Source organism: Cupriavidus sp. YAF13 (assembly GCF_052113425.1).
In the GTDB taxonomy this organism is placed as follows: Bacteria; Pseudomonadota; Gammaproteobacteria; order Burkholderiales; family Burkholderiaceae; genus Cupriavidus.
In genome coordinates this window covers 1-20710 of the sequence record NZ_JBFRDD010000087.1, presented here as the reverse complement: position 1 = coordinate 20710, position 20710 = coordinate 1, and the positions used below count along the sequence as shown (strand labels likewise).

21 protein-coding genes are annotated in these 20710 nt (G+C 63.7%); 3 read left to right on the top strand and 18 right to left on the bottom strand.

Annotated elements, in window-relative coordinates; genetic code table 11:
• The 18 genes from AB4061_RS38370 to AB4061_RS38285 all read right to left on the bottom strand — a co-directional run.
• Positions 1–617, bottom strand: a 617-nt coding sequence (locus AB4061_RS38370) for a type IV pilus assembly protein FimV (RefSeq protein WP_441641306.1), incomplete at its 3' end; no start/stop codon positions are given.
• 326 nt (positions 618–943) lie between these two features.
• Positions 944–2080: an aspartate-semialdehyde dehydrogenase gene (asd, locus tag AB4061_RS38365; protein ID WP_043348001.1), complete on the bottom strand. Its 1137-nt coding sequence runs from the start codon at positions 2078–2080 to the stop codon at positions 944–946.
• 328 nt (positions 2081–2408) lie between these two features.
• Positions 2409–3476, bottom strand: coding sequence for a 3-isopropylmalate dehydrogenase (leuB, locus tag AB4061_RS38360; protein WP_441641305.1), 1068 nt, complete (start codon positions 3474–3476; stop codon positions 2409–2411).
• Positions 3477–3516: 40 nt separating this feature from the next.
• On the bottom strand, positions 3517–4167 hold the full coding sequence (gene leuD, locus AB4061_RS38355) for a 3-isopropylmalate dehydratase small subunit (RefSeq protein WP_441641304.1): 651 nt from the start codon (positions 4165–4167) through the stop codon (positions 3517–3519).
• A 10-nt stretch (positions 4168–4177) separates the two neighbouring features.
• On the bottom strand, positions 4178–4309 hold the full coding sequence (locus AB4061_RS38350) for an entericidin A/B family lipoprotein (protein ID WP_006161612.1): 132 nt from the start codon (positions 4307–4309) through the stop codon (positions 4178–4180).
• A 16-nt stretch (positions 4310–4325) separates the two neighbouring features.
• The gene (gene leuC, locus AB4061_RS38345) at positions 4326–5735 is read right to left on the bottom strand and encodes a 3-isopropylmalate dehydratase large subunit (protein ID WP_174428408.1); all 1410 of its coding nucleotides are present in this window, start codon (positions 5733–5735) and stop codon (positions 4326–4328) included.
• A gap of 293 nt (positions 5736–6028) precedes the next feature.
• Positions 6029–6730 (bottom strand): ABC transporter ATP-binding protein, encoded by a 702-nt coding sequence (locus AB4061_RS38340; protein ID WP_043348012.1) that lies wholly within the window; start codon positions 6728–6730, stop codon positions 6029–6031.
• Complete coding sequence (livG, locus tag AB4061_RS38335; protein ID WP_043348014.1) at positions 6730–7509, bottom strand: high-affinity branched-chain amino acid ABC transporter ATP-binding protein LivG; 780 nt, start codon at positions 7507–7509, stop codon at positions 6730–6732. The genes AB4061_RS38340 and livG overlap by 1 nt, the downstream gene beginning before the upstream one ends.
• Positions 7506–8780: a high-affinity branched-chain amino acid ABC transporter permease LivM gene (locus AB4061_RS38330; RefSeq protein WP_441641303.1), complete on the bottom strand. Its 1275-nt coding sequence runs from the start codon at positions 8778–8780 to the stop codon at positions 7506–7508. The genes livG and AB4061_RS38330 overlap by 4 nt, the downstream gene beginning before the upstream one ends.
• 7 nt (positions 8781–8787) lie before the next feature.
• A complete protein-coding gene (gene livH / locus AB4061_RS38325; RefSeq protein ID WP_150993324.1) occupies positions 8788–9714 on the bottom strand; it encodes a high-affinity branched-chain amino acid ABC transporter permease LivH in 927 nt (308 codons plus the stop codon).
• Positions 9715–9909: 195 nt separating this feature from the next.
• Positions 9910–11025 carry a branched-chain amino acid ABC transporter substrate-binding protein gene (locus AB4061_RS38320; protein WP_441641302.1) on the bottom strand — a complete coding sequence of 372 codons (1116 nt, stop codon included), beginning with the start codon at positions 11023–11025 and terminating at the stop codon, positions 9910–9912.
• A gap of 659 nt (positions 11026–11684) precedes the next feature.
• Complete coding sequence (gene gltA / locus AB4061_RS38315; protein ID WP_006161619.1) at positions 11685–12986, bottom strand: citrate synthase; 1302 nt, start codon at positions 12984–12986, stop codon at positions 11685–11687.
• Positions 12987–13026: 40 nt separating this feature from the next.
• A complete protein-coding gene (locus AB4061_RS38310) occupies positions 13027–13314 on the bottom strand; it encodes an FAD assembly factor SdhE (RefSeq protein ID WP_006161620.1) in 288 nt (95 codons plus the stop codon).
• An 81-nt stretch (positions 13315–13395) separates the two neighbouring features.
• Positions 13396–14097, bottom strand: a complete 702-nt coding sequence (locus tag AB4061_RS38305) for a succinate dehydrogenase iron-sulfur subunit (protein WP_043348027.1) — start codon at positions 14095–14097, stop codon at positions 13396–13398.
• 31 nt (positions 14098–14128) lie between these two features.
• Complete coding sequence (gene sdhA, locus AB4061_RS38300; RefSeq protein WP_043348030.1) at positions 14129–15907, bottom strand: succinate dehydrogenase flavoprotein subunit; 1779 nt, start codon at positions 15905–15907, stop codon at positions 14129–14131.
• A 3-nt stretch (positions 15908–15910) separates the two neighbouring features.
• Positions 15911–16276 carry a succinate dehydrogenase, hydrophobic membrane anchor protein gene (sdhD, locus tag AB4061_RS38295; protein WP_441641301.1) on the bottom strand — a complete coding sequence of 122 codons (366 nt, stop codon included), beginning with the start codon at positions 16274–16276 and terminating at the stop codon, positions 15911–15913.
• 13 nt (positions 16277–16289) lie between these two features.
• The gene (gene sdhC / locus AB4061_RS38290; protein WP_441641300.1) at positions 16290–16697 is read right to left on the bottom strand and encodes a succinate dehydrogenase, cytochrome b556 subunit; all 408 of its coding nucleotides are present in this window, start codon (positions 16695–16697) and stop codon (positions 16290–16292) included.
• Between the two features lie 260 nt (positions 16698–16957).
• The gene (locus AB4061_RS38285; RefSeq protein WP_043348039.1) at positions 16958–17779 is read right to left on the bottom strand and encodes a GntR family transcriptional regulator; all 822 of its coding nucleotides are present in this window, start codon (positions 17777–17779) and stop codon (positions 16958–16960) included.
• A 340-nt stretch (positions 17780–18119) separates the two neighbouring features.
• Here AB4061_RS38285 and AB4061_RS38280 point away from each other — a divergent pair, with 340 nt between their 5' ends.
• From AB4061_RS38280 to AB4061_RS38270, 3 genes are all read left to right on the top strand, one after another.
• A complete protein-coding gene (locus AB4061_RS38280; RefSeq protein WP_150993520.1) occupies positions 18120–19103 on the top strand; it encodes a malate dehydrogenase in 984 nt (327 codons plus the stop codon).
• Between the two features lie 128 nt (positions 19104–19231).
• The gene (locus AB4061_RS38275; protein ID WP_441641299.1) at positions 19232–20212 is read left to right on the top strand and encodes an HpcH/HpaI aldolase/citrate lyase family protein; all 981 of its coding nucleotides are present in this window, start codon (positions 19232–19234) and stop codon (positions 20210–20212) included.
• Positions 20213–20303: 91 nt separating this feature from the next.
• Positions 20304–20710 (top strand): citrate/2-methylcitrate synthase (locus tag AB4061_RS38270; RefSeq protein ID WP_441641298.1); only part of this gene is annotated, 407 nt, incomplete at its 3' end.

Genomic DNA, 20710 nt, shown 5'->3' with positions numbered 1-20710 from the left:
GCCTTGGCCTGGGGCCGTGGCGCCGGGCTGGCCGCCACGGGAGGCGGAGCCTGCACCGACGGCGCGGGCACGGGCGCGGCGCTTGGCGCGGGCGCCGCCGGGCTGGTGGCGCCGGATTCGTCAGGGGTGCCCGCCTGCACTACCGTGGCAGGCGAGAAAGTCTGGTTCGAAGGCTTGGCTCCTGCCGGATCCAGCAGGAAAGTGTACGCGCGCGACACCTTGCCGCTCGCCCATGTCATGTCCACCAGGATATCGACAAAGGGCTCGCTGAGCGGCTGGGTTGACCGGACCCGCGCCACATAGCTCCCGTTGGGGCGGCGCTCGACCTGCAGCCGCAGGCTGCTGACCGCGGGCAGATACGTCAGGCCGGCCTTGGCATACGCATCGGGAGACGCCAGCTTGACGGCCAGGCCGTCCGCCTCTTCCGCGCTGACGCCACTAATATCGATTTCCGCTTGCAGCGGCTGACCCAGATTCGACTGTACCCGTAATTGCCCAAACCCCGCGGCATAAGCGGCCGGCTGCGCGAGCAGCAAACCGAGTGCCGTGAAGGCCAGCGTTGACCAGCGCTGGCGGGCGGTAGGCGCATCTTTCCGGCGATGTTGGCTCACACTCACCTTGTGCTCCGTTGTGTTCTAGTAGTGAAATTAACTTAACATCAATGGTTTAGCGCAGCAAGTTAGCGTCCCGACTGAGCCCCGCGCCAACTCGTACGGACGTGCGGATAACCGCCCCGCAGCCCGGCATATGCCGCCTGTATTGTGACGCAACGCCGGGAAGAATAGGCGCCCGGGCGTGACAACGCCGCGCACAGGCGCGGCGTTGTTATCAAAGCCCGTGGTTTCTGTTGCCTTGCTGCAACGGAACCACGGAGGCCTTGCGCGGAGCCTCAAGACATGGACCAAGACATGACTCAAGCGCTCCTTGGGAGCAAGTCCCTGGCTCAGGCTTCGATCAGGATGCGCAGCATACGACGCAGGGGCTCGGCGGCGCCCCACAGCAGCTGATCGCCGACGGTGAAGGCCGAGAGGTATTCCCCACCCATCTGCATCTTGCGCAGGCGTCCCACCGGAATGGTCAGGGTGCCGGTCACGGCGGCCGGCGTGAGGTCGGTCATGCTGGCCTCACGGGTATTCGGCACCACCTTGGCCCACTGGTTGTTTTCGGCCAGCATGGCTTCGATCTCATCGAGCGGCACATCGCGGCGCAGCTTGATGGTCAGCGCCTGCGAATGGCAGCGCATGGCGCCAATGCGCACGCACAGGCCGTCCACGGCAATCGGCGCAGCGCCGGTCGCACCCAGGAAGCCTTCGCCGCGGCCCAGGATCTTGTTGGTCTCGGCGCCGGCCTTCCATTCTTCCTTCGACACGCCGTTGCCCAGGTCCTTGTCGATCCAGGGAATCAGGTTGCCAGCGAGCGGCACGCCGAACTGCTTGGTTTCGTCGGCGGACAGGCCGTGCTGGGTCGCCAGGATGGTGCGGTCGATTTCCAGGATGGCCGATGCCGGGTTATCCAGCAGCGACTTGACCGATGCATTGAGCGTGCCGAACTGCGTCAGCAGCTCACGCATGTGCTGCGCGCCACCGCCCGAAGCAGCCTGGTAGGTCATGGACGTCATCCAGTCGATCAGGTCGTGCTGGAACAGGCCGCCCAGGCCCATCATCATGCAGCTGACCGTGCAGTTGCCGCCGATGAAATTCTTGACGCCCTTCGCCAGCGCGTCCTTGATGACACCAAGGTTGACCGGATCCAGCACGATGATGGCATCGTCCTTCATCCGCAGCGAGGACGCCGCGTCGATCCAGTAGCCCTTCCAGCCAGCTGCGCGCAGCTGCGGGAAAATCTCGTTGGTGTAGTCACCGCCCTGGGCGGTGAGGACAACGTCGCACTTCTTCAGCGCTTCGATGTCGTTCGCGTCCTTGAGCTTGGTTTCATTCTTGGCCATGGCCGGAGCCTGGCCGCCAGCGTTGGACGTGCTGAAGAATACGGGCTCGATATGGTCGAAATCGCGCTCTTCCTGCATGCGTTGCATCAGGACGCTGCCGACCATTCCTCGCCAGCCGACGAGACCTACAATCATGACTAACCTCGGATGTGATTTGAACTTCCCCGCGCTTTCCTCGCCCGACGTGACTGCGCGGGGAAGACGAGCAGGCACGACGAACGATCTAGCCGATCGTTTTGGTAGTAATGGTTTTAATCGTCGTTGCGGTAAGCGGGTGGCCGTGCGAACCCAGGCCAACCGGGCTGCGGGTAGCAACCGGGGCGGCGATGGCAGTCGAGGGGGACTGGAAGATTCGGACCATTCGCAGAGTCTACACGATTTTGTGGCGCTGCCACACGGGGGAAATCGGGGACAAATGAAAGAAAAGGCGCCGCATGCGGCGCCTTTTCAACTTTAATGCGGCTTACAGTGCCGCGAGCACCGCCTCGCCCATTTCACGCGTGCCGACTTGCTTGCAGCCCGGTGTCAGGATGTCGCCGGTGCGGTAGCCCTGGGCCAGCACCTTCTTGACGGCGTTCTCGATGCGGTCGGCCTGCTCGGCGCGGTTCAGCGAGAAACGCAGCATCATCGCGGCCGACAGGATGGTGGCCAGCGGATTGGCCACGCCCTTGCCCGCGATGTCCGGTGCCGAGCCGTGCGACGGTTCGTACAGGCCCTTGTTGTTGGCGTCCAGCGAAGCCGACGGCAACATGCCGATCGAGCCGGTCAGCATGGCGGCCTCGTCCGACAGGATGTCGCCGAACATATTGCCGGTGACGATCACGTCGAAGCTCTTGGGCGCCTTGATCAGCTGCATGGCCGCGTTGTCCACGTACATGTGCGACAGCTCGACTTCCGGGTATTCCTTGTGCACGTCGATCACGACGTCCTTCCAGAACTGGAAAGTCTCGAGCACATTGGCCTTGTCCACGCTGCACAGCTTCTTGCCGCGCTTGGCCGCGGCCTGGAAGGCCACGTGGGCGATGCGGCGGATTTCCGGCTCGCTGTAGCGCATGGTGTCGAAGCCTTCGCGTGCGCCCTTGAAAGGACCGTCCGGGGCTTCGCGCATGCCGCGCGGCTGGCCAAAGTAGATGTCGCCGTTCAGCTCGCGCACGATCAGGATGTCCAGGCCGGCCACCAGCTCGGGCTTCAGGCTGGACGCACCGGTCAGTTCCGGATAGCAGATCGCCGGACGGAAGTTGGCGAACAGCTGCAGGTGCTTGCGCAGGCCGAGGATGGCCTGCTCGGGACGCAGCGGGCGATCCAGCTTGTCGTACTTCCAGTCGCCCACGGCGCCGAACAGGATGGCGTCGGCTTCCCTAGCCAGCTTGAGCGTGGCGTCGGGCAGCGGATGGCCGCTGGCCTCGTAGCCGGCGCCGCCCACCGGGGCGGTTTCCATCTCGAATTTTTCGTCGAGCGCGTTGAGGACCTTGACGGCCTCCGCGATGATCTCGGGACCGATGCCGTCACCCGGCAGGACTGCGATTTTCATGCTTTGTCTTCCTTGTTTTGTCTCAGCGTACCAACCGGCCTCAGCCGACCACGCGGTTGTTCAGCCACGGCATCTTGGCCACGCGCTCGGCCTCATACGCCTTGATCTTGTCGGCATGGCGCAGGGACAGGCCGATATCGTCAAAGCCATTGAGCATGCAGTACTTGCGGAACGGCGCGATGTCGAACGGGTAGCTGTTGCCGCCCGGCGTGACCACCACTTGCTTATCGAGATCGATGGTCAGCTTGTAGCCGCTGAACGCATTGGTCTCGTTGAAGATATGGTCGACCTGCAACTCGGTCAGCACCACCGGCAGCAAGCCGTTCTTGTAGCAGTTGTTGAAGAAGATGTCGGCAAAGCTCGGCGCGATCACGGCGCGGAAGCCATATTGCGTCAGCGCCCAGGGTGCGTGCTCGCGCGAGCTGCCGCAGCCGAAGTTGCGGCGGGCCAGCAGGATCGAGCCGCCCTGGTAGCGCGGCTGGTTGAGCACGAAGTCCGGGTTCAGCGGGCGGCGGCTGTTGTCTTGCCCGGGCTGGCCCACATCCTTGTAGCGCCATTCGTCGAACAGGTTCGGGCCGAAGCCGGTGCGCTTGATCGACTTGAGGAATTGCTTCGGGATGATGGCGTCGGTGTCGACGTTCTCGCGGTCCAGCGGCACCGTGAGCCCGCTGTGTACAGTGAACTTATCCATGGTCGGTTCCTTACTTCTTTGCCGCGCTTTCGAGCGAGCGGCCTGCGGCCTGTGTGTCCTTGCCAAGGCCGGCCATCGTATGGCAGCCGGCCAGTTGCAGCATGCCCAGGCATGCGAGCAACACAATCAGGGCTTGTTTCATGATGAGCCTGCGCGAATTAGCTGAGCTGGCGGATATCGACGAAGTGGCCTTCGATGGCAGCCGCGGCGGCCATCGCCGGGCTCACCAGGTGAGTCCGGCCACCCGCTCCCTGGCGCCCTTCGAAGTTGCGGTTCGAGGTCGACGCGCAGCGCTCGCCCGCCTCCAGGCGGTCGGCGTTCATGGCCAGGCACATCGAGCAGCCCGGCTCGCGCCACTCAAAACCCGCGGCCTTGAAGACCTTGTCCAGCCCTTCACGCTCGGCTTGCTCCTTGACCAGGCCCGAGCCCGGCACCACCATCGCCAGTTTCACGTTGGACGCCACGCGGCGTCCCAGCTTCTGCACGACCCAAGCAGCCGCGCGCATGTCTTCAATGCGGGAGTTGGTGCAGGAACCGATAAAGACCTTGTCGATCTTGATGCTGTCCACCGGCACGTTGGGCTGCAGGCCCATGTACTCGAGCGCGCGCTCCATGGCGTTGCGCTTGTTCGGGTCTTTTTCCTTCTCGGGATCCGGCACGCGGTCCTCGATGCTGACGACCATCTCGGGCGAGGTGCCCCAGGTCACCTGCGGACGAACCTCTTCCGCACGCAGCTCGACCACCTGGTCGAAATGCGCACCGGCGTCCGAATGCAGCGTGCGCCAGTAGCCCACGGCCTGCTCCCACTCCACGCCCTGCGGCGAGAACGGGCGGCCCTTGACGTACTCGAGCGTGACATCGTCCACCGCCACCAGGCCAGCGCGCGCGCCCGCCTCGATGGCCATGTTGCACACCGTCATGCGCCCTTCCATGCTCAGGTCGCGAATGGCCGAGCCAGCGAACTCGATGGTGTAGCCGGTGCCGCCCGCGGTACCGATCTTGCCGATCACGGCCAGCACGATGTCCTTGGCGGTGCAGCCGCGCGGCAGCTTGCCTTCCACGCGCACCAGCATGTTCTTGGCCTTCTTGCCCAGCAGCGTCTGCGTGGCCAGCACGTGCTCCACCTCGGAGGTGCCGATGCCGTGCGCCAGCGCGCCAAACGCGCCGTGCGTGCTGGTATGCGAATCGCCGCAGACCACCGTCATGCCCGGCAGCGTGGCGCCCTGCTCCGGCCCGATCACGTGCACGATGCCCTGGCGCAGGTCGTTCATCTTGAACTGGGTGATGCCGTATGCGTCGCAGTTGTTGTCCAGCGTATCCACCTGCAGCTTCGACACCGGATCGGCAATGCCCTGGCTACGATCCGTGGTCGGCACGTTGTGGTCCGACACCGCCAGGTTGGCGCTGATGCGCCAGACCGGGCGCTGCGCCAGCTTCAGGCCTTCGAACGCCTGCGGGCTGGTGACTTCGTGCAGCAGATGGCGATCGATGTACAGCATCGTGGTGCCGTCATCCTCGACGTGCACAGTGTGGTCATCCCAAAGTTTGTCGTAAAGCGTCTTGGCCATGATGCAGGGGGGGCGGGCCGGGACCGTTTGGTACAGCACGGTTGGCGGCGTCGCGCGGTAGTTTGGGGGATTTTTCGCAGGAGTGCGGGCAATAAAATGCGGCTTGCTGCGATGCTTGACTTCACAATCGATTATGCCACAGCGATAGCGCGCGGCCGGGCCGTGCCCGGCCTGCGCGGCGGCGGAAATGTAATGTGATTGGCGAAAGGGGGATTTCGCCGATGGCGAAAAGGGGGGGAGTGGCGCTGGCCTCCCGCTCACCCGCCAGGCGGGTGTGCGGGAGGCAGGCTGGGTTAGCCGCCCAGGTAAGCGCTCTTGATGCGGTCGTTGGCCAGCAGATTGGCGCCGGTGTCCGCCAGCACTACGCGCCCCGTCTCCAGCACATAGCCGCGATCCGCCACGCCCAGCGCCTTGTTGGCGTTCTGCTCGACCAGGAACACTGTGACGCCCTCGTCACGAATGGTCCGGATGATGTCGAAGATCTGCGCGATCACCAGCGGTGCCAGGCCGAGCGTCGGCTCGTCCAGCAACAGCAGCCGGGGCCGGCTCATCAGTGCGCGCCCGATGGCCAGCATCTGCTGCTCGCCCCCGGACATGGTGCCGGCGCGTTGCGTGGAGCGCTGCTTGAGCCGCGGGAAGAGCTTGTAGACGTGCTCGACGCCCGCCTCGATCTCGTCGCGCTTGCCGAAGAAGGCGCCCATCTTCAGGTTGTCCAGCACCGTCAGGCTGGGAAACACGCGCCGCCCTTCCGGCGAGATCGCCATGCCGAGGCGCATGATCTCGTGCGTGGGACGGCGCGTGATGTCCTGACCTTCAAACATCACACGCCCGCTCGATGCGCGCGGCGAGCCGCACACGGTCATCATCAGCGTGGTCTTGCCAGCGCCGTTGCTGCCGATCAGCGTGACGATCTCGCCCTTGTTCACCTCAATCGATACGCCAGACAGCGCTTCGATCGCGCCGTAATGGGTATGGACTTGTTCCAGCTTCAGCATCAGTCCTCTCCCAGGTAAGCCTTGATCACGCGCGGGTCGTTGCGCACTTCGGCCGGTTTGCCGACCAGGATCGGGCGGCCGTGTTCCATCACCAGGATGCGGTCGGACACGCCCATCACCAGGCTCATGTCATGCTCGATCAGCAGCACCGAGATCTTGTGCTCGCGCCGCAGCTGGTCGATCAACTGCGACAACTCGACCTTCTCCTGCGGATTGAGGCCGGCAGCTGGCTCGTCAAGCATCAGCAAGCGCGGATTGGTGATCATGCAGCGTGCGATTTCCAGCCGGCGCTGGTGGCCATACGACAGCGTGCCCGCCTCGCGGTTGGCCACGCCGCGCAAGCCCATGCGCTCGAGCCACAGCGCGGCACGCTCCAGCGCCTCGCGCTCGGCGCGGCGGTAGGCCGGCGTGGCAAACAGCCCGCGCAGCAGCCCGGAGCGTACCTGCAGGTGTTGCGCCACCAGCAGGTTCTCGACCACCGTCAGCTGCTTGAACAAGCGGATATTCTGGAACGTGCGCACCAAGCCGCGGCGCGCCACCTGGTGGCTCGGCAGGCGGGCGATCGAATGCCCGTCCAGCATGACCTCGCCGGCAGTGGGCTTATAAAAGCCGCCCACGCAGTTGAACACCGTGGTCTTGCCCGCGCCGTTGGGGCCGATGATGGCGAAGACTTCATCGCGGCGCACATCGAAATCGATGCCGTCGACCGCCAGCAGGCCGCCAAAGCGCATCTGCAGACCGGAGACTTTCAGCAGTTCCGCTGATTGAACTTGGCTCATTGCGGCAACTCCACATGGGGGCGGCTCGCGGGCAGCAGGCCCTGCGGACGCCACATCATCATCAGCACCATCACCAGGCCGAAAATCAGCATGCGGTATTCGGCGAAGCCGCGCGCCACTTCCGGCAGCGCGGTCAGCAGGATGGCGGCCAGGATCACGCCCAGCTGCGAGCCCATGCCGCCCAGCACCACCACCGCCAGGATCAGCGCGGACTCGATAAAGGTGAACGATTCGGGATTGACCAGGCCCTGGCGCGCAGCGAAGAACGCGCCGCCCAGGCCGGCAAACGCCGCGCCCAGCGTGAACGCCGACAGCTTGATGCGGGTCGGGTTCAGGCCCAGCGAGCGGCAGGCGATCTCGTCCTCGCGCAGGGCTTCCCACGCGCGCCCCATCGGCATGCGGATCAGCCGGCTGGTGACGAACAGCGTGAAGCCCACCAGCAGCAGCGCCAGCAGGTAGAGGAAGATCACCATGTGCTCGCCGCTGTAGTCCCAGCCCAAGAGCTCATGGAAGGTCTTGACGCCCTCCACGCTCGAACTGCGCGCCATCTCGATGCCGAACACAGTCGGCTTCGGGATGCCCGACACGCCATCCGGGCCACCGGTGAGGCTGGTCAGGTTGTTGAGCAGCAAGCGGATGATCTCGCCGAAACCCAGCGTGACGATGGCCAGGTAGTCGCCGCGCAGCCTCAGCACCGGAAAGCCCAGCACGAAGCCGAACAGCGCCGACATGCCGGCGGCGATCGGCAGGCACTCCCAGAAGGTCAGCCCGAAATATTGGTTGAGCAGCGCGTAGGTGTAGCCGCCGACCGCGTAGAAGCCGACATAGCCCAGGTCGAGCAGGCCGGCATAGCCCACCACGATGTTCAGGCCGAGGCCCAGGATCACGTAGATCAGCGCCAGCGTGGCCACGTCCACGGCGCCGCGTGAACTGAAGAACGGGAACACTAGGCCCACCGCCAGCAGCAGCCAGATCACCTTGCGCTGCTGGGTCGCGCCCAGCGCGGGCAGGCTCGGCACCTTGACGCCGGCCGTAGCGCGCTGGAACAGCGGCTTGAAGAGCTGGAACAGGAAGACCGCGCCCACCGCCAGCCACACCGGCTGCCAGTGCGGCTCGAGCACGACCTTGTAGCCGTCGAGCTTGAGCTGCAGCCCCAGCACGGGAATGGTCAGGATGGCCGTCATCACGGCCGCGACGATGGCGTTCTTCAGGGTCTGCCCTGCCGGCGCGCCCTGCGCCAAACTGATTGGCGTAGCAATAGCTTGTGTCATAGCGTCCTCACACCTTTTCAACGTCAGGCTTGCCCAGCAGCCCGGTCGGGCGGAACAGCAGGATCAGCACCAGCAAGCCGAAAGCCACCACGTCCTTGTACTCGGCCGGCATATAGCCGGAGGCAAAGGTCTCGGCCAGGCCCAGCAGCACGCCGCCAAGCATGGCGCCCGGGATGCTGCCGATGCCGCCCAGCACGGCCGCGGTGAAGGCCTTGATGCCCGCCACGAAGCCGATGTACGGGTTGAGCTTGCCGATGGTCAGGCCGATCAGCACGCCACCCACCGCCGCCAGCATCGCGCCCAGCACGAAGGTGAAGGAGATCACGCGGTTGGTGTCGATGCCGAGCAGGTTGGCCATGCGCATGTCTTCGGCGCAGGCACGGCAGGCGCGGCCCATGCGCGAGCGGCCGATGAACAGCGTCAGCGCGAGCATCAGCACCAGCGTCACGCCGACGATCAGCAGGCGCGAATACGGTACGGTCACGGTGAAATCGCCGCCCATCTGGAACTCGATGGCGCCGGAGATCAGCACCGGCACGGACATGTCGCGCGCGCCCTGCCCGATCTGCACATAGTTCTGCAGGAAGATCGACATGCCGATGGCGGAGATCAGCGGCACCAGCCGCGGACCGCCGCGCAGGGGCCGGTAGGCCACCCGCTCCACCGCGAAGCCATACAAACCGGTGACCAGGACAGACACCAGCAAGGCGGCCCCCAGCACCAGCGGCAGTGGATAGCCCGCGCTCGCGCCGATGGCCGTGAGCGTCACCAGGCCCACGTAGGCGCCGATCATGTAGATCTCGCCGTGGGCAAAATTGATCATGCCGATGATGCCGTAGACCATGGTGTAGCCAATGGCGATCAGCGCATAGATCGCACCCAGCGTCAGGCCATTGACCAGCTGCTGGGTAAACTGTGGAAGGAACTCGTTCATGCGGGAAGCCCCATAACTTTGAAGCTGGAGAAGCCGGCGTTGCAGGAGGTGCGCAAGCGCCGGGCCGGCTCCGTAATGCCGGATATGCCCAGGCCCCGGACGCGGCGGATAAACCGCGCCGGCCGGGCAACCGGACCCCGATACCAAAACGCCCCGCTCAAACCGGGAGCGGGGCGTGCAAAGCCGGTGTGCGGCTTAGTTGGCGGCGGTCTTGGTAGCGTCCTTGTGCCAGGTGAACACAACGAACCTGAACGACTTCAGGTCGCCCTGCGCATCGTACTCGACCTTGCCGATCGGGGTCTGGAAGGCGTTCTTGTGCATGTAGGCGGCGACCTTGGTCGGATCCGTGCTCTTGGCGCCGGCAATGGCATCGCCAATGATCTGGACCGCGGCGTAGGCCGGCATCTGGAACGGGCCGTTGGCATCGCGCTTCTTGTCGGCGAAAGCCTTGACCAGCGCGGCGTTGGACGGATCGGCGGAGAAGTCGGCCGGCAGCGTGACCAGCATGCCTTCCGAAGACGCGCCGGCGATGGCCGTCACGTCCTTGTTGCCCACGCCTTCAGGACCCATGAAGGTCGCCTTGACGCCCTGCTCGCGCGCCTGGCGCAGCAACAGGCCCATTTCCGGGTGGTAGCCGCCGAAGTAGACGAAGTCCACGCCTTGCGACTTGAGCTTGGTAATGACAGCGGAGTAGTCGGAATCGCCTGCGTTCACGCCTTCGAACACAGCCACGGGGATCTTGGCGGCTTCCAGGTCTTTCTTCACCGACGAGGCAATGCCCTGGCCGTACGACTGCTTGTCGTGCAGGATCGCGACCTTCTTGGGCTTGACCTTGGTGATGATGTACTGGGCAGCGGCCGGGCCTTGCTGGTCGTCGCGGCCGATGGTGCGGAAGATGAACTTGCGCTTCTTGTTCTCGGTCAGCTGCGGCGCGGTGGCCGACGGCGTCACCATGACGATGCCTTCGTTCTCGTAGATGTCCGAAGCCGGAATGGTCGAGCCCGAGCACACGTGGCCGATCACGTAATGGATCTTCTGGCTGACGATCTTGTTGGCTACCGCCACGGCCTGCTTCGGTTCGCAGGCGTCATCCATCATCACCACTTCGAACTTGTTGCCGCCCGCGCCGCCGGCGGCATTGATCTGCTCGATGGCAGTCAGCGCACCAGCCTTGACCATGTCGCCGTACTGGGCGACCGAGCCGCTCATGGGGCCGGCAATGGCAATCTTGACGGTTTCAGCGTTGGCGGCGGCGCCGAAGGCGCACAGGGCCGTGGCCAGGGAGATGGACGTAAGACGGGACAGCGTCATTCAGGTGCTCCTCGATTATGGTTGGTCATGGGCCGAGACGGCATGACCTGCGCAATCGAACAACACCCGCGAGCGAAAACTGGGAAAAACGCCCGAGACGCGGAAGACGGGCCTGCAAGAAAAGAAGCGTGTGCGGGGCCCGGCGTGTGTCAGCCCTCCTCTGCAATCCATGCAGCGGAAGACCTTGGTTCGGAAAGACAACGTTAATGCGTTCTCTATTGCGCAGGTGATTCGCCTGCCCCGCTCGCCTCAACGCAGTCCGGAAGGGTGGCCCGGCTGCTGTCGGCAAAGCAGCCCGCATTATAGGGTCAAATTCCGCGCCGGATAGCACATTTGCACAACAAATGAGGATCTTAATGGTAGTAACACAGCACAAATCGTCGGAAATTGGCGTCTTCGCCACCTTTCACGCAATAAATCTTTTGCGTCGCACAAGTGCTGCCGGGCCTGGAGGACAAGGCCTTGGCAAGGCCGGAGCATTTGGTATTGCTGCGCCGCCCCGGCGAGCCGTTTCCCATCTTGGCCCGTCTTGGCTCGTCTTGGCTGACGGATCAGATCTGCGCAGGTACACGCGCACAAAAGCAAAACGCCCCGGCCAAGGCCGGGGCGTTTCATGATGCATGCGGCGCCGTGACTGCCAGCGCCACCTTACCGGGGCATCAGCGCGTGCCCATGTCCGGCACGTTGCGGCTTGCCGCGCCGTTGAACAGCTGGCGCGGACGGCCGATCTTGTATTCCGGATCGGTGATCATTTCTTCCCACTGCGAGATCCAGCCCGGGGTGCGTGCCAGGGCGAAGATGCAGGTGAACAGCGACGTCGGGATGCCAAGTGCGCGTTGCACGATGCCCGAGTAGAAGTCGACGTTCGGGTACAGCTTGCGGCTGACGAAGTACTCGTCTTCCAGCGCGATCTTTTCCAGTTCCATGGCGAGCTTGAACAGCGGGTCGTTGTGCAGGCCCAGTTCATTCAGCACTTCATAGCAGGTTTCGCGCATCAGCTTGGCACGCGGGTCGTAGTTCTTGTACACGCGGTGGCCAAAGCCCATCAGGCGCACGCCCGAGTTCTTGTCCTTGACCTGCTTGATGAACTCGGTGATGTTGTCGACGCTGCCGATTTCCTCAAGCATCTTGAGGGCGGCTTCGTTGGCGCCACCGTGAGCCGGGCCCCACAGGCAAGCCACGCCCGCGGCGATGGCGGCAAACGGGTTGGTACCCGAGGAGCCAGCCAGGCGCACCGTGGAGGTGGAGGCGTTCTGCTCGTGGTCCGCGTGCAGGATGAAGATGCGGTCGAGCGCGCGCTCGAGCACCGGGTTCACCTTGTACGGGGCGCACGGCGTGGAGAACATCATCTGCATGAAGTTGCCCGAGTAGGACAGGTCGTTCTGCGGATAGATGTACGGCTGGCCGATGTTGTACTTGTAGGCCATGGCGACCAGGGTCGGCATCTTGGCGATCAGGCGGATCGCGGAGATTTCGCGCTGGTGCGGATCATCGATGTCCATGGCGTCGTGGTAGAACGCGCTCATGGCGCCCACCAGGCCCGTCAGGACGGCCATCGGGTGGGCGTCGCGGCGGAAGCCGCGCAGGAAGAACTGCATCTGCTCGTGAACCATGGTGTGGTTCATCACGGCACCGACGAATTCTTCCTTCTGCTTGGCATTGGGCAGTTCGCCCTTGAGCAGCAGGTAACAGGTTTCCAGGTGGTCGCACTTGGTGGCCAGCTGCTCGATCGGGTAGCCGCGATACAGCAGCTCACCCTTGTCCCCGTCGATATAGGTGATCTTCGAATTGCACGAAGCCGTCGACATGAAACCGGGGTCATAGGTGAACTTGCCGGTTTGTCCGTACAGCTTGCGAATATCGATTACATCGGGGCCAACGGTACCCGTATAAATCGGCAGCTCAACGCTGGGGGAACCATCGGAAAACGATAGCGTGGCTTTCACATCGGACGGCGTCATGTCGGTTCCTTCTAATGCTGACTAATAATGTTGACGAAACTCAGACCGAACGCAGCAGGGCAATCACGTGCTGCATCGGGGGCGTGTCGAGCTCACCGTCCAACTCCTTGCGCGCAAGAAGCAGGTCCATCAACTCGTTGTCGCTCAGCTCGAAGAGTTCGGAGAGCGAGGCCACGTCCTGGTCGGAGAGGCTCTCTTCGTAACGGTTGAAAAAACGTTCGACGATGATGTCGTTCTCCAGGAGGCCGCGCCGCGCGCGCCAGCGCAGTCGTGCACGCCGGTGCGGATCGGCCTGGTGGGAGAAACTGGGGGAAACACTTTCGGTCATAGGTACCTACTTCCGGCGCGCCGGTCGGGTATGCAGTTTGATAGCCCGGACTGACGCGCCGCTTACAACAACCGCGCAGGATCAGACCGAGCGGCGAACCATCAGCTCTTTGATCTTGCCGATGGCCTTGGTCGGGTTCAACCCCTTCGGGCAAACGTCGACGCAGTTCATGATGCTGTGGCAACGGAACAGGCGGTACGGGTCGTTCAGGTCGTCCAGGCGCTGGCTGGTCGCCTGGTCGCGGCTGTCCGCGATAAAGCGATAGGCTTGCAGCAGGCCGGCCGGGCCGACGAACTTATCCGGGTTCCACCAGAACGACGGGCACGACGTCGAGCAGCTTGCGCACAAGATGCACTCGTACAGGCCGTCCAGCTCGTCGCGTTCCTCGGGCGACTGCAGGCGCTCTTTCTCGGGCGGCGGCTCGTCGTTGATGAGGTACGGCTTGATCGAGTTGTACTGCTTGAAGAACTGCGTCATGTCGACGATCAGGTCGCGCACCACCGGCAGGCCGGGCAGCGGACGCAAGACGATGCGTTCCGGCAGCTCGAGCATATTGGTCAGGCAGGCCAGACCGTTCTTGCCGTTGATATTCATCGCGTCCGAACCGCACACGCCTTCGCGGCACGAGCGGCGGAACGAGATGGTTTCGTCCAGCTTCTTCAGCTTGACCAGCGCGTCGAGCAACATGCGCTCATGACCGTCGAGCTCGACCTCGTACGTTTGCATGCGGGGAGCCGCATCCTTGTCCGGGTCGTAGCGGTAGACTTCGAAAATACGCTTCATTTCTGTGGGTCCTGTGGGTCCTACGCGGTGCTTAGAAGGTCCGGGCCTTGGGAGGAACGCTTTCCACCGTCAGCGGGTTCATCTTCACCGGCTTGTAGTCGAGGCGGTTGCCTTCGCTGTAGAACAGCGTGTGCTTGAGCCAGCTCTCGTCGTCGCGATTCGGGAAGTCGCTGTGCGCGTGCGCACCGCGGGATTCCTTGCGGGCAGCTGCCGAAATCATGGTGGCCTTGGCCACTTCCACCAGGTTGGCCACTTCCAGGGCTTCCACCAGCGCGGTGTTGAAGACCTTGGACTTGTCCTTCAGATGGATGTTGTCAGCACGTTCCGCCACTTCCAGGATGCGCTCGACGCCTTCGTCCATCAGCTTCTGCGTACGGAACACACCGGCATGCGACTGCATGTTCTTGCGGATGTCGTTGGCCACGTCCTGGGTGTATTCACCCGACGACGACGATTGCAGCTTGGCCAGGCGCGACATGGCGCGGTCGGCAGCATCGGCCGGCAGCGGCTTGTGCTCTTTCTGCTTGATCGAGGTCGCGGCGATGTGGTTGCCGGCCGCGCGGCCGAACACCACCAGGTCCAGCAGCGAGTTGGTGCCCAGGCGGTTGGCGCCGTGCACCGACACGCAGGAGCATTCGCCGATCGCGTAGAAACCGTTGATGACTTCGTTGGGGTTGCCGTTCTTCGGCGCCACCACCTGGCCATTAATGTTGGTCGGGATACCGCCCATCTGGTAGTGGATGGTCGGCACCACCGGGATCGGTTCCTTGATCGCGTCGACGTTGGCGAACTTGACGCCGATCTCGCGGATCGACGGCAGGCGCTTCATGATGGTGTCGGCCCCGACGTGCGTCAGGTCCAGCAGCACGTAGTCGCCGTTCGGGCCACAACCGCGGCCTTCCTTGATTTCCTGGTCCATCGAGCGCGAGACGAAGTCGCGCGGCGCCAGATCCTTCAGCGTCGGCGCATAGCGCTCCATGAAGCGTTCGCCGTCCTTGTTACGCAGGATACCGCCTTCCCCGCGCACGCCTTCGGTGATCAGCACGCCCGCGCCGGCCACGCCGGTCGGGTGGAACTGCCAGAACTCCATGTCTTCCAGCGGCACGCCTGCGCGCGCTGCCATGCCCAGGCCGTCACCGGTGTTGATGAAGGCATTGGTCGACGCGGCGTAGATACGGCCGGCGCCGCCGGTGGCGAACAGCGTGGTCTTGGCCTCGAGGATGTAGACCTCGCCGGTTTCCATTTCCAGCGCGGTCACGCCCAGCACGTCGCCGTCGGCGTCGCGGATCAGGTCCAGCGCCATCCACTCGACGAAGAAGTGCGTCTTGGCGCGCACATTGCGCTGGTACAGCGTGTGCAGCAGTGCGTGGCCGGTACGGTCGGCAGCCGCGCAAGCGCGCTGGACCGGCTTCTCGCCGTAGTTCGACGTATGACCGCCGAACGGACGCTGGTAGATGGTGCCGTCGGCGTTACGGTCGAACGGCATGCCGAAGTGCTCGAGCTCGTAGACGACCTTGGGGGCTTCGCGGCACATGAATTCGATTGCGTCCTGGTCGCCCAGCCAATCGGAACCCTTGATGGTGTCGTAGAAGTGATAGTGCCAGTTGTCCTCGCTCATGTTGCCGAGCGAAGCGCCAATGCCACCCTGCGCCGCCACGGTGTGCGAGCGTGTCGGGAAAACCTTGGAGAGCACGGCGACATTCAGGCCGGCTTCCGCGAGCTGGAGGGATGCGCGCATCCCAGCGCCGCCCGCCCCGACGATGACCACGTCAAAGCGACGACGCGGCAATCCTGTCTTGACTGCGACCATTTATTACACCCTCCAGAGAATCTGAGCTGCGTAGCCCGCACAACCGACGAGCCACAGAATCGTAAGAACTTGCAGCGCGAGGCGCACGGCCATCGGCTTCACATAGTCCATCCAGATGTCGCGCACGCCAATCCAGGCGTGATACAGCAGCGACAGGATGGTGAGGAACGTGATGATCTTCATCCACTGGTTGGAGAAGAGACCTGCCCACGCTTCGTAGGAAGCGCCGTTCGAGAGCAGGAAGGCGACTGCCAGCACGATGGTGAAGACCACCATGATGACAGCGGTGACGCGCTGCGCGAGCCAGTCTTTGAGACCGTAGTGCGCACCGACGACCAGACGCTTGGGACCGATATTATTATTTGCCACGTTGACTCTCTCCTCAGAACAGGCCGAACAGCTTCAGGCCGAACACAGCGGTGAGCAACAGGCTGATGATCAGCACGGCAACAGCGGACTTCGCCGAAGCGGGCTTGGTCACGCCAACGTGCACGTCGAGCAGCAGGAAACGGATGCCGGCGCAGAAGTGGTGCAGGTAACCCCAGATCAGAGCCAGCAGAACCAGCTTGACGAAGCCGCCGGACAGAAGCGCCGAGAACTTTGCGAAGCTCAGTTCGGAAGTGACGCTCTGTTCGAAGAGATACAGGACGAAAGGAAGGAGGAGGAACATCAGAGCACCGCTTGCGCGATGCAGGATGGACACCTTGCCGGCCCAGGGCAACCTGTAACGCACCAGCTGCGTCACATGGATGTTCCTGAACTCCGGCCTGGCTTGTTTGGCTTCAGCCATTGCTAGACCCCATTTGCGGTAAACAAAAAACGAAACTTCTGAGCGCCCTGGATGCAAATGGATGCAGCCAGAGCAAATCCCGATAATTTTAGCGCCTTTGTTGCGCGGCGCACCAATAATTTTCAGCTATCGCGCACCAACATGGCGTGCCCGACAATCGCACGCAACCATGCCGCGAGGTAATCATCCTTGCTTTGCGCAACAGCGGGGGCTGCCGTGGCTGCAACAGCAATAATCGACATGGATTGCATTCCGGCGGGTCAGCTCAAATCGTTCTGATAATAGTGCCGGGTGGTTACATACAGGCCGCGACGGACTTCGACGGGCCGGTCGCCATAGGTGAACGAGACGCGCTCGACAGACAAAAGCGGCGTGCCAGCGTCCACGGACAACAGCGACGCGGTGGCCTGGTCAGCGGCCACCGCGCGGATTTTTTCGGTCGCCCGGATCATGCGCGTGCCGAATTCAGCCTCGAACAGCGCATACATCGGGCCCTTCCATTCGGTCAGCTTCTCGGCCGTCAGGCCCTTGAAGTTGGTGCCCAGCAGCCAGATTTCGTCCAGCACGGTCGGCTCGCCGGAGAAAAACAGCACGCGGCGGATCTGCACCACGCCATCGCCGGTGCGGATATCGAGAAGGCGTGCGATTTCGGCCGGCGCGCGCAGGCGCTTGCATTCCAGCACCTGGCTGGCCCCATAATGGGGCTCGCCCTCGTCCGGCACCAGGCGCAGGAAGCGGAACTTCACGCCATCCTCGTGGTGCGTCGTGACAAACGTGCCCTTGCCCTGGCGGCGCGCCACCAGGTTTTCGGCCGCGAGTTCGTCGATGGCCTTGCGCACCGTGCCCTGGCTGACCTTGTAGCGGGCTGCCAGGTCCATTTCGCTGGGGATCATGTCGCCAGGCTTCCATTCACCGGACTGCAGGCTCTGCGTGATGAGCGCCTTGATCTGCTGATAGAGTGGGCTGAAGGTTGGCGAGGCCGCCGCGGCGGACGGCTGTGTCCCGGCGCCGGACGTAGCGGCGCCATTATCCTGCACTGCAGCAACGGCAGTGCCGGCGAGGGACGGGGGCAGGGATGACATAAGCGAATTTCACCACAAAACGAGGAAGCACGTCCAGCCCGCCATCAAATGTCTTATGTCTTATATAAGACATATGAATTGACAACACAAATGTGCAGGCCTACACTCCCGCAGGTTTCACGCCTGCACCCGCTCTGGATACGGCACCCCTCTTCGCAGTAGACTTACGCTTTGTCGCACCCCATGACCCGTTGTGGCTCTCTCCAGTCGGTACCGCTAGCAGCGCGCCGGCGGATTGCCGCTTGCCGCCGTGGCGACAAACCCGCAACCGGTGACGTCCGGACTACCCTCCGGCCAGGCACCGACCAGTTTCCCCCTCTTCTTGTTTGGAGAATTACTCATGGCTAAAGCCCCAATGCGCGTCGCAGTCACCGGCGCCGCTGGCCAGATCGGCTACTCCCTGCTGTTCCGCATCGCCAATGGCGACATGCTTGGCAAAGACCAGCCGGTCATCCTCCAATTGCTCGACCTCCCGCAAGCCCAGGCCGCCGTCAAGGGCGTGGTGATGGAACTGGAAGATTGCGCATTCCCGCTGCTGGCCGGCGTGGTGATCACCGACGACCCCAAGGTCGCGTTCAAGGACGCCAACGTCGCGCTGCTGGTCGGTGCCCGTCCGCGTAGCAAGGGCATGGAGCGCAAGGACCTGCTCGAAGCCAACGCACAGATCTTCACGGTGCAAGGCAAGGCGCTGGACGAAGTCGCCGCCCGCGACATCAAGGTGCTGGTGGTCGGCAACCCGGCCAACACCAACGCCTACATCGCGATGAAGTCGGCTCCGAGCCTGCCCAAGGAGAACTTCACCGCCATGCTGCGCCTGGATCACAATCGTGCCCTGTCGCAAATCGCCGCCAAGACTGGCAAGCCGGTCGCGTCGATCGAGAAGATGTTCGTCTGGGGCAACCACAGCCCGACCATGTACGCCGACTACCGCTACGCGACCGTCGACGGCCAGAGCGTCAAGGACCTGATCAACGACCACGCCTGGAACAACGACGTGTTCCTGCCGACCGTTGGCAAGCGCGGCGCCGCCATCATCGAGGCCCGTGGCCTGTCGTCGGCAGCTTCGGCCGCCAACGCTGCCATCGACCACGTGCATGACTGGGTCCTGGGCTCGAACGGCAAGTGGGTCACCATGGGCATCCCGTCGGACGGTTCGTACGGCATCCCCGAAGACACCATGTTCGGCTTCCCGGTGACCACCGCCAACGGCAAGTACGAAATGGTCAAGGGCCTCGAAGTCGACGCCTACAGCCAGGAAAAGATCAATATCACGCTCAAGGAACTGGAAGAAGAGCGTGCCGGCGTGCAGCATCTGCTCGGCTGATCCAGGATCCAGGCAGCGCCAATGACTAGACCGGAGCCTCGCATCGATTCACGAATCGGCGCAGGCTCCGGTTTTTTCATTCTGGCGCCCCGCCCCTGCCTCCCCCAACCGCTATTCGATTGAATAAAGTGCATCCTTCCGAGGTCTTGTTCCAGGGCGAAGCCGTTCCGACGCAACTGCCGGTCTGCGACCACTATGCCGGCAACGAAAAGCTGATGCTGAAGTCGCTTGCCCTGCAGCAGGAGCTTGGGCCCGTCTTCGATATCACCTTCGACTGCGAAGACGGCACCGCCGTCGGGCTGGAGCGCGAGCACGCTGAATTGTGCGCACGCCTCATCAACAGCCCGCAAAACCACTTCAACCGCGTGGGCGTGCGCATCCATGACCCGGCGCACCCCTGCTGGCGCCAGGACATCGACACCCTGGTGGGCAGCGCCGGCGCCCGGCTGGCCTATGTGGTGGTGCCCAAGGTGACCGATGTGGTCGAGGTCGCGCGCGTTACCGACCACGTGAACCAGGCGGCCCGCGCCGCCGGCATCGCACGGCACATCCCCATTCATGTGCTGATAGAGACGCATGCCGCATTGGACCAGGTATTCGACATCGCCCGCCTCGTGCAGGTGGAATGCCTCAGCTTCGGGCTGATGGATTTCGTCTCCGCCCACCACGGTGCCATCCCGGGCGACGCCATGCGCTCGCCGCAGCAGTTCGAGCACCCGCTGATCCGGCGCGCCATGCTGGAGATCTCGGCCGCCTGCCATCGGTACGGCAAGGTGCCCTCGCATAACGTCAGCACCGATATCGAGCAGCCGTCCCGCGCCGGAGACGATGCCCTGCGCGCCCGGGCCGAATTCGGCTACCTGCGCAAGTGGAGCATCCACCCGAGCCAGATCCAGCCGATCGTTGCGGCCTTCCGCCCCAGCGGCACGGAGATTGGCGCGTCCAGCGAGATCCTGCTGGCCGCCTACGAGAACAACTGGGCACCGATCCGCCACCAGGGCCAACTGCACGATCGGGCCAGCTACCGGTATTACTGGTCGCTGCTGCAGCGGGCGCACGCCACCGGTGCTGATTTGCCCGGCACGGTGCTCGAACGCTTCTTTGCATGAACGTTGCCTGGCGCGCGCCAGGCGATGACCACGGTGTGCAACAGGATCGATCCCGCGCTTGGCTCGGGCAAGAGACCAGACAGGAGACGCGATGTCAGAGCAGCAGCCAGTCCCGCAGAACGGCCCGAAGCCCAAGAAGTCCGTCGCCCTGTCGGGCGTGACCGCCGGCAATACCGCCCTGTGCACGGTCGGCCGTACCGGCAACGACCTGCACTACCGCGGCTACGACATCCTCGACATCGCCGAGACCTGCGAATTCGAGGAAATCGCCCACCTGCTGGTGCACGGCAAGCTCCCCACCCGCGCCGAACTGGCTGCCTACAAGGCCAAGCTCAAGGCCCTGCGCGGTCTGCCCGCCAACGTCAAGGCCGCCCTCGAATGGGTGCCCGCCAGCGCCCACCCGATGGACGTGATGCGCACCGGCGTGTCCGTGCTCGGCACCGTGCTGCCGGAAAAGGACGACCACAACACCCCCGGCGCGCGCGACGTCGCCGACCG

Bases quoted from the DNA above. Each gene is read 5' to 3' on its own strand.
- asd (WP_043348001.1), bottom strand. From the start codon at position 2,080: ATGATTGTAGGTCTCGTCGGCTGGCGAGGAATGGTCGGCAGCGTCCTG.
- leuB (WP_441641305.1), bottom strand. From the start codon at position 3,476: ATGAAAATCGCAGTCCTGCCGGGTGACGGCATCGGTCCCGAGATCATC.
- leuD (WP_441641304.1), bottom strand. From the start codon at position 4,167: ATGGATAAGTTCACTGTACACAGCGGGCTCACGGTGCCGCTGGACCGC.
- AB4061_RS38350 (WP_006161612.1), bottom strand. From the start codon at position 4,309: ATGAAACAAGCCCTGATTGTGTTGCTCGCATGCCTGGGCATGCTGCAA.
- leuC (WP_174428408.1), bottom strand. From the start codon at position 5,735: ATGGCCAAGACGCTTTACGACAAACTTTGGGATGACCACACTGTGCAC.
- AB4061_RS38340 (WP_043348012.1), bottom strand. From the start codon at position 6,730: ATGCTGAAGCTGGAACAAGTCCATACCCATTACGGCGCGATCGAAGCG.
- livG (WP_043348014.1), bottom strand. From the start codon at position 7,509: ATGAGCCAAGTTCAATCAGCGGAACTGCTGAAAGTCTCCGGTCTGCAG.
- AB4061_RS38330 (WP_441641303.1), bottom strand. From the start codon at position 8,780: ATGACACAAGCTATTGCTACGCCAATCAGTTTGGCGCAGGGCGCGCCG.
- livH (WP_150993324.1), bottom strand. From the start codon at position 9,714: ATGAACGAGTTCCTTCCACAGTTTACCCAGCAGCTGGTCAATGGCCTG.
- AB4061_RS38320 (WP_441641302.1), bottom strand. From the start codon at position 11,025: ATGACGCTGTCCCGTCTTACGTCCATCTCCCTGGCCACGGCCCTGTGC.
- gltA (WP_006161619.1), bottom strand. From the start codon at position 12,986: ATGACGCCGTCCGATGTGAAAGCCACGCTATCGTTTTCCGATGGTTCC.
- AB4061_RS38310 (WP_006161620.1), bottom strand. From the start codon at position 13,314: ATGACCGAAAGTGTTTCCCCCAGTTTCTCCCACCAGGCCGATCCGCAC.
- AB4061_RS38305 (WP_043348027.1), bottom strand. From the start codon at position 14,097: ATGAAGCGTATTTTCGAAGTCTACCGCTACGACCCGGACAAGGATGCG.
- sdhA (WP_043348030.1), bottom strand. From the start codon at position 15,907: ATGGTCGCAGTCAAGACAGGATTGCCGCGTCGTCGCTTTGACGTGGTC.
- sdhC (WP_441641300.1), bottom strand. From the start codon at position 16,697: ATGGCTGAAGCCAAACAAGCCAGGCCGGAGTTCAGGAACATCCATGTG.
- AB4061_RS38285 (WP_043348039.1), bottom strand. From the start codon at position 17,779: ATGTCATCCCTGCCCCCGTCCCTCGCCGGCACTGCCGTTGCTGCAGTG.
- AB4061_RS38280 (WP_150993520.1), top strand. From the start codon at position 18,120: ATGGCTAAAGCCCCAATGCGCGTCGCAGTCACCGGCGCCGCTGGCCAG.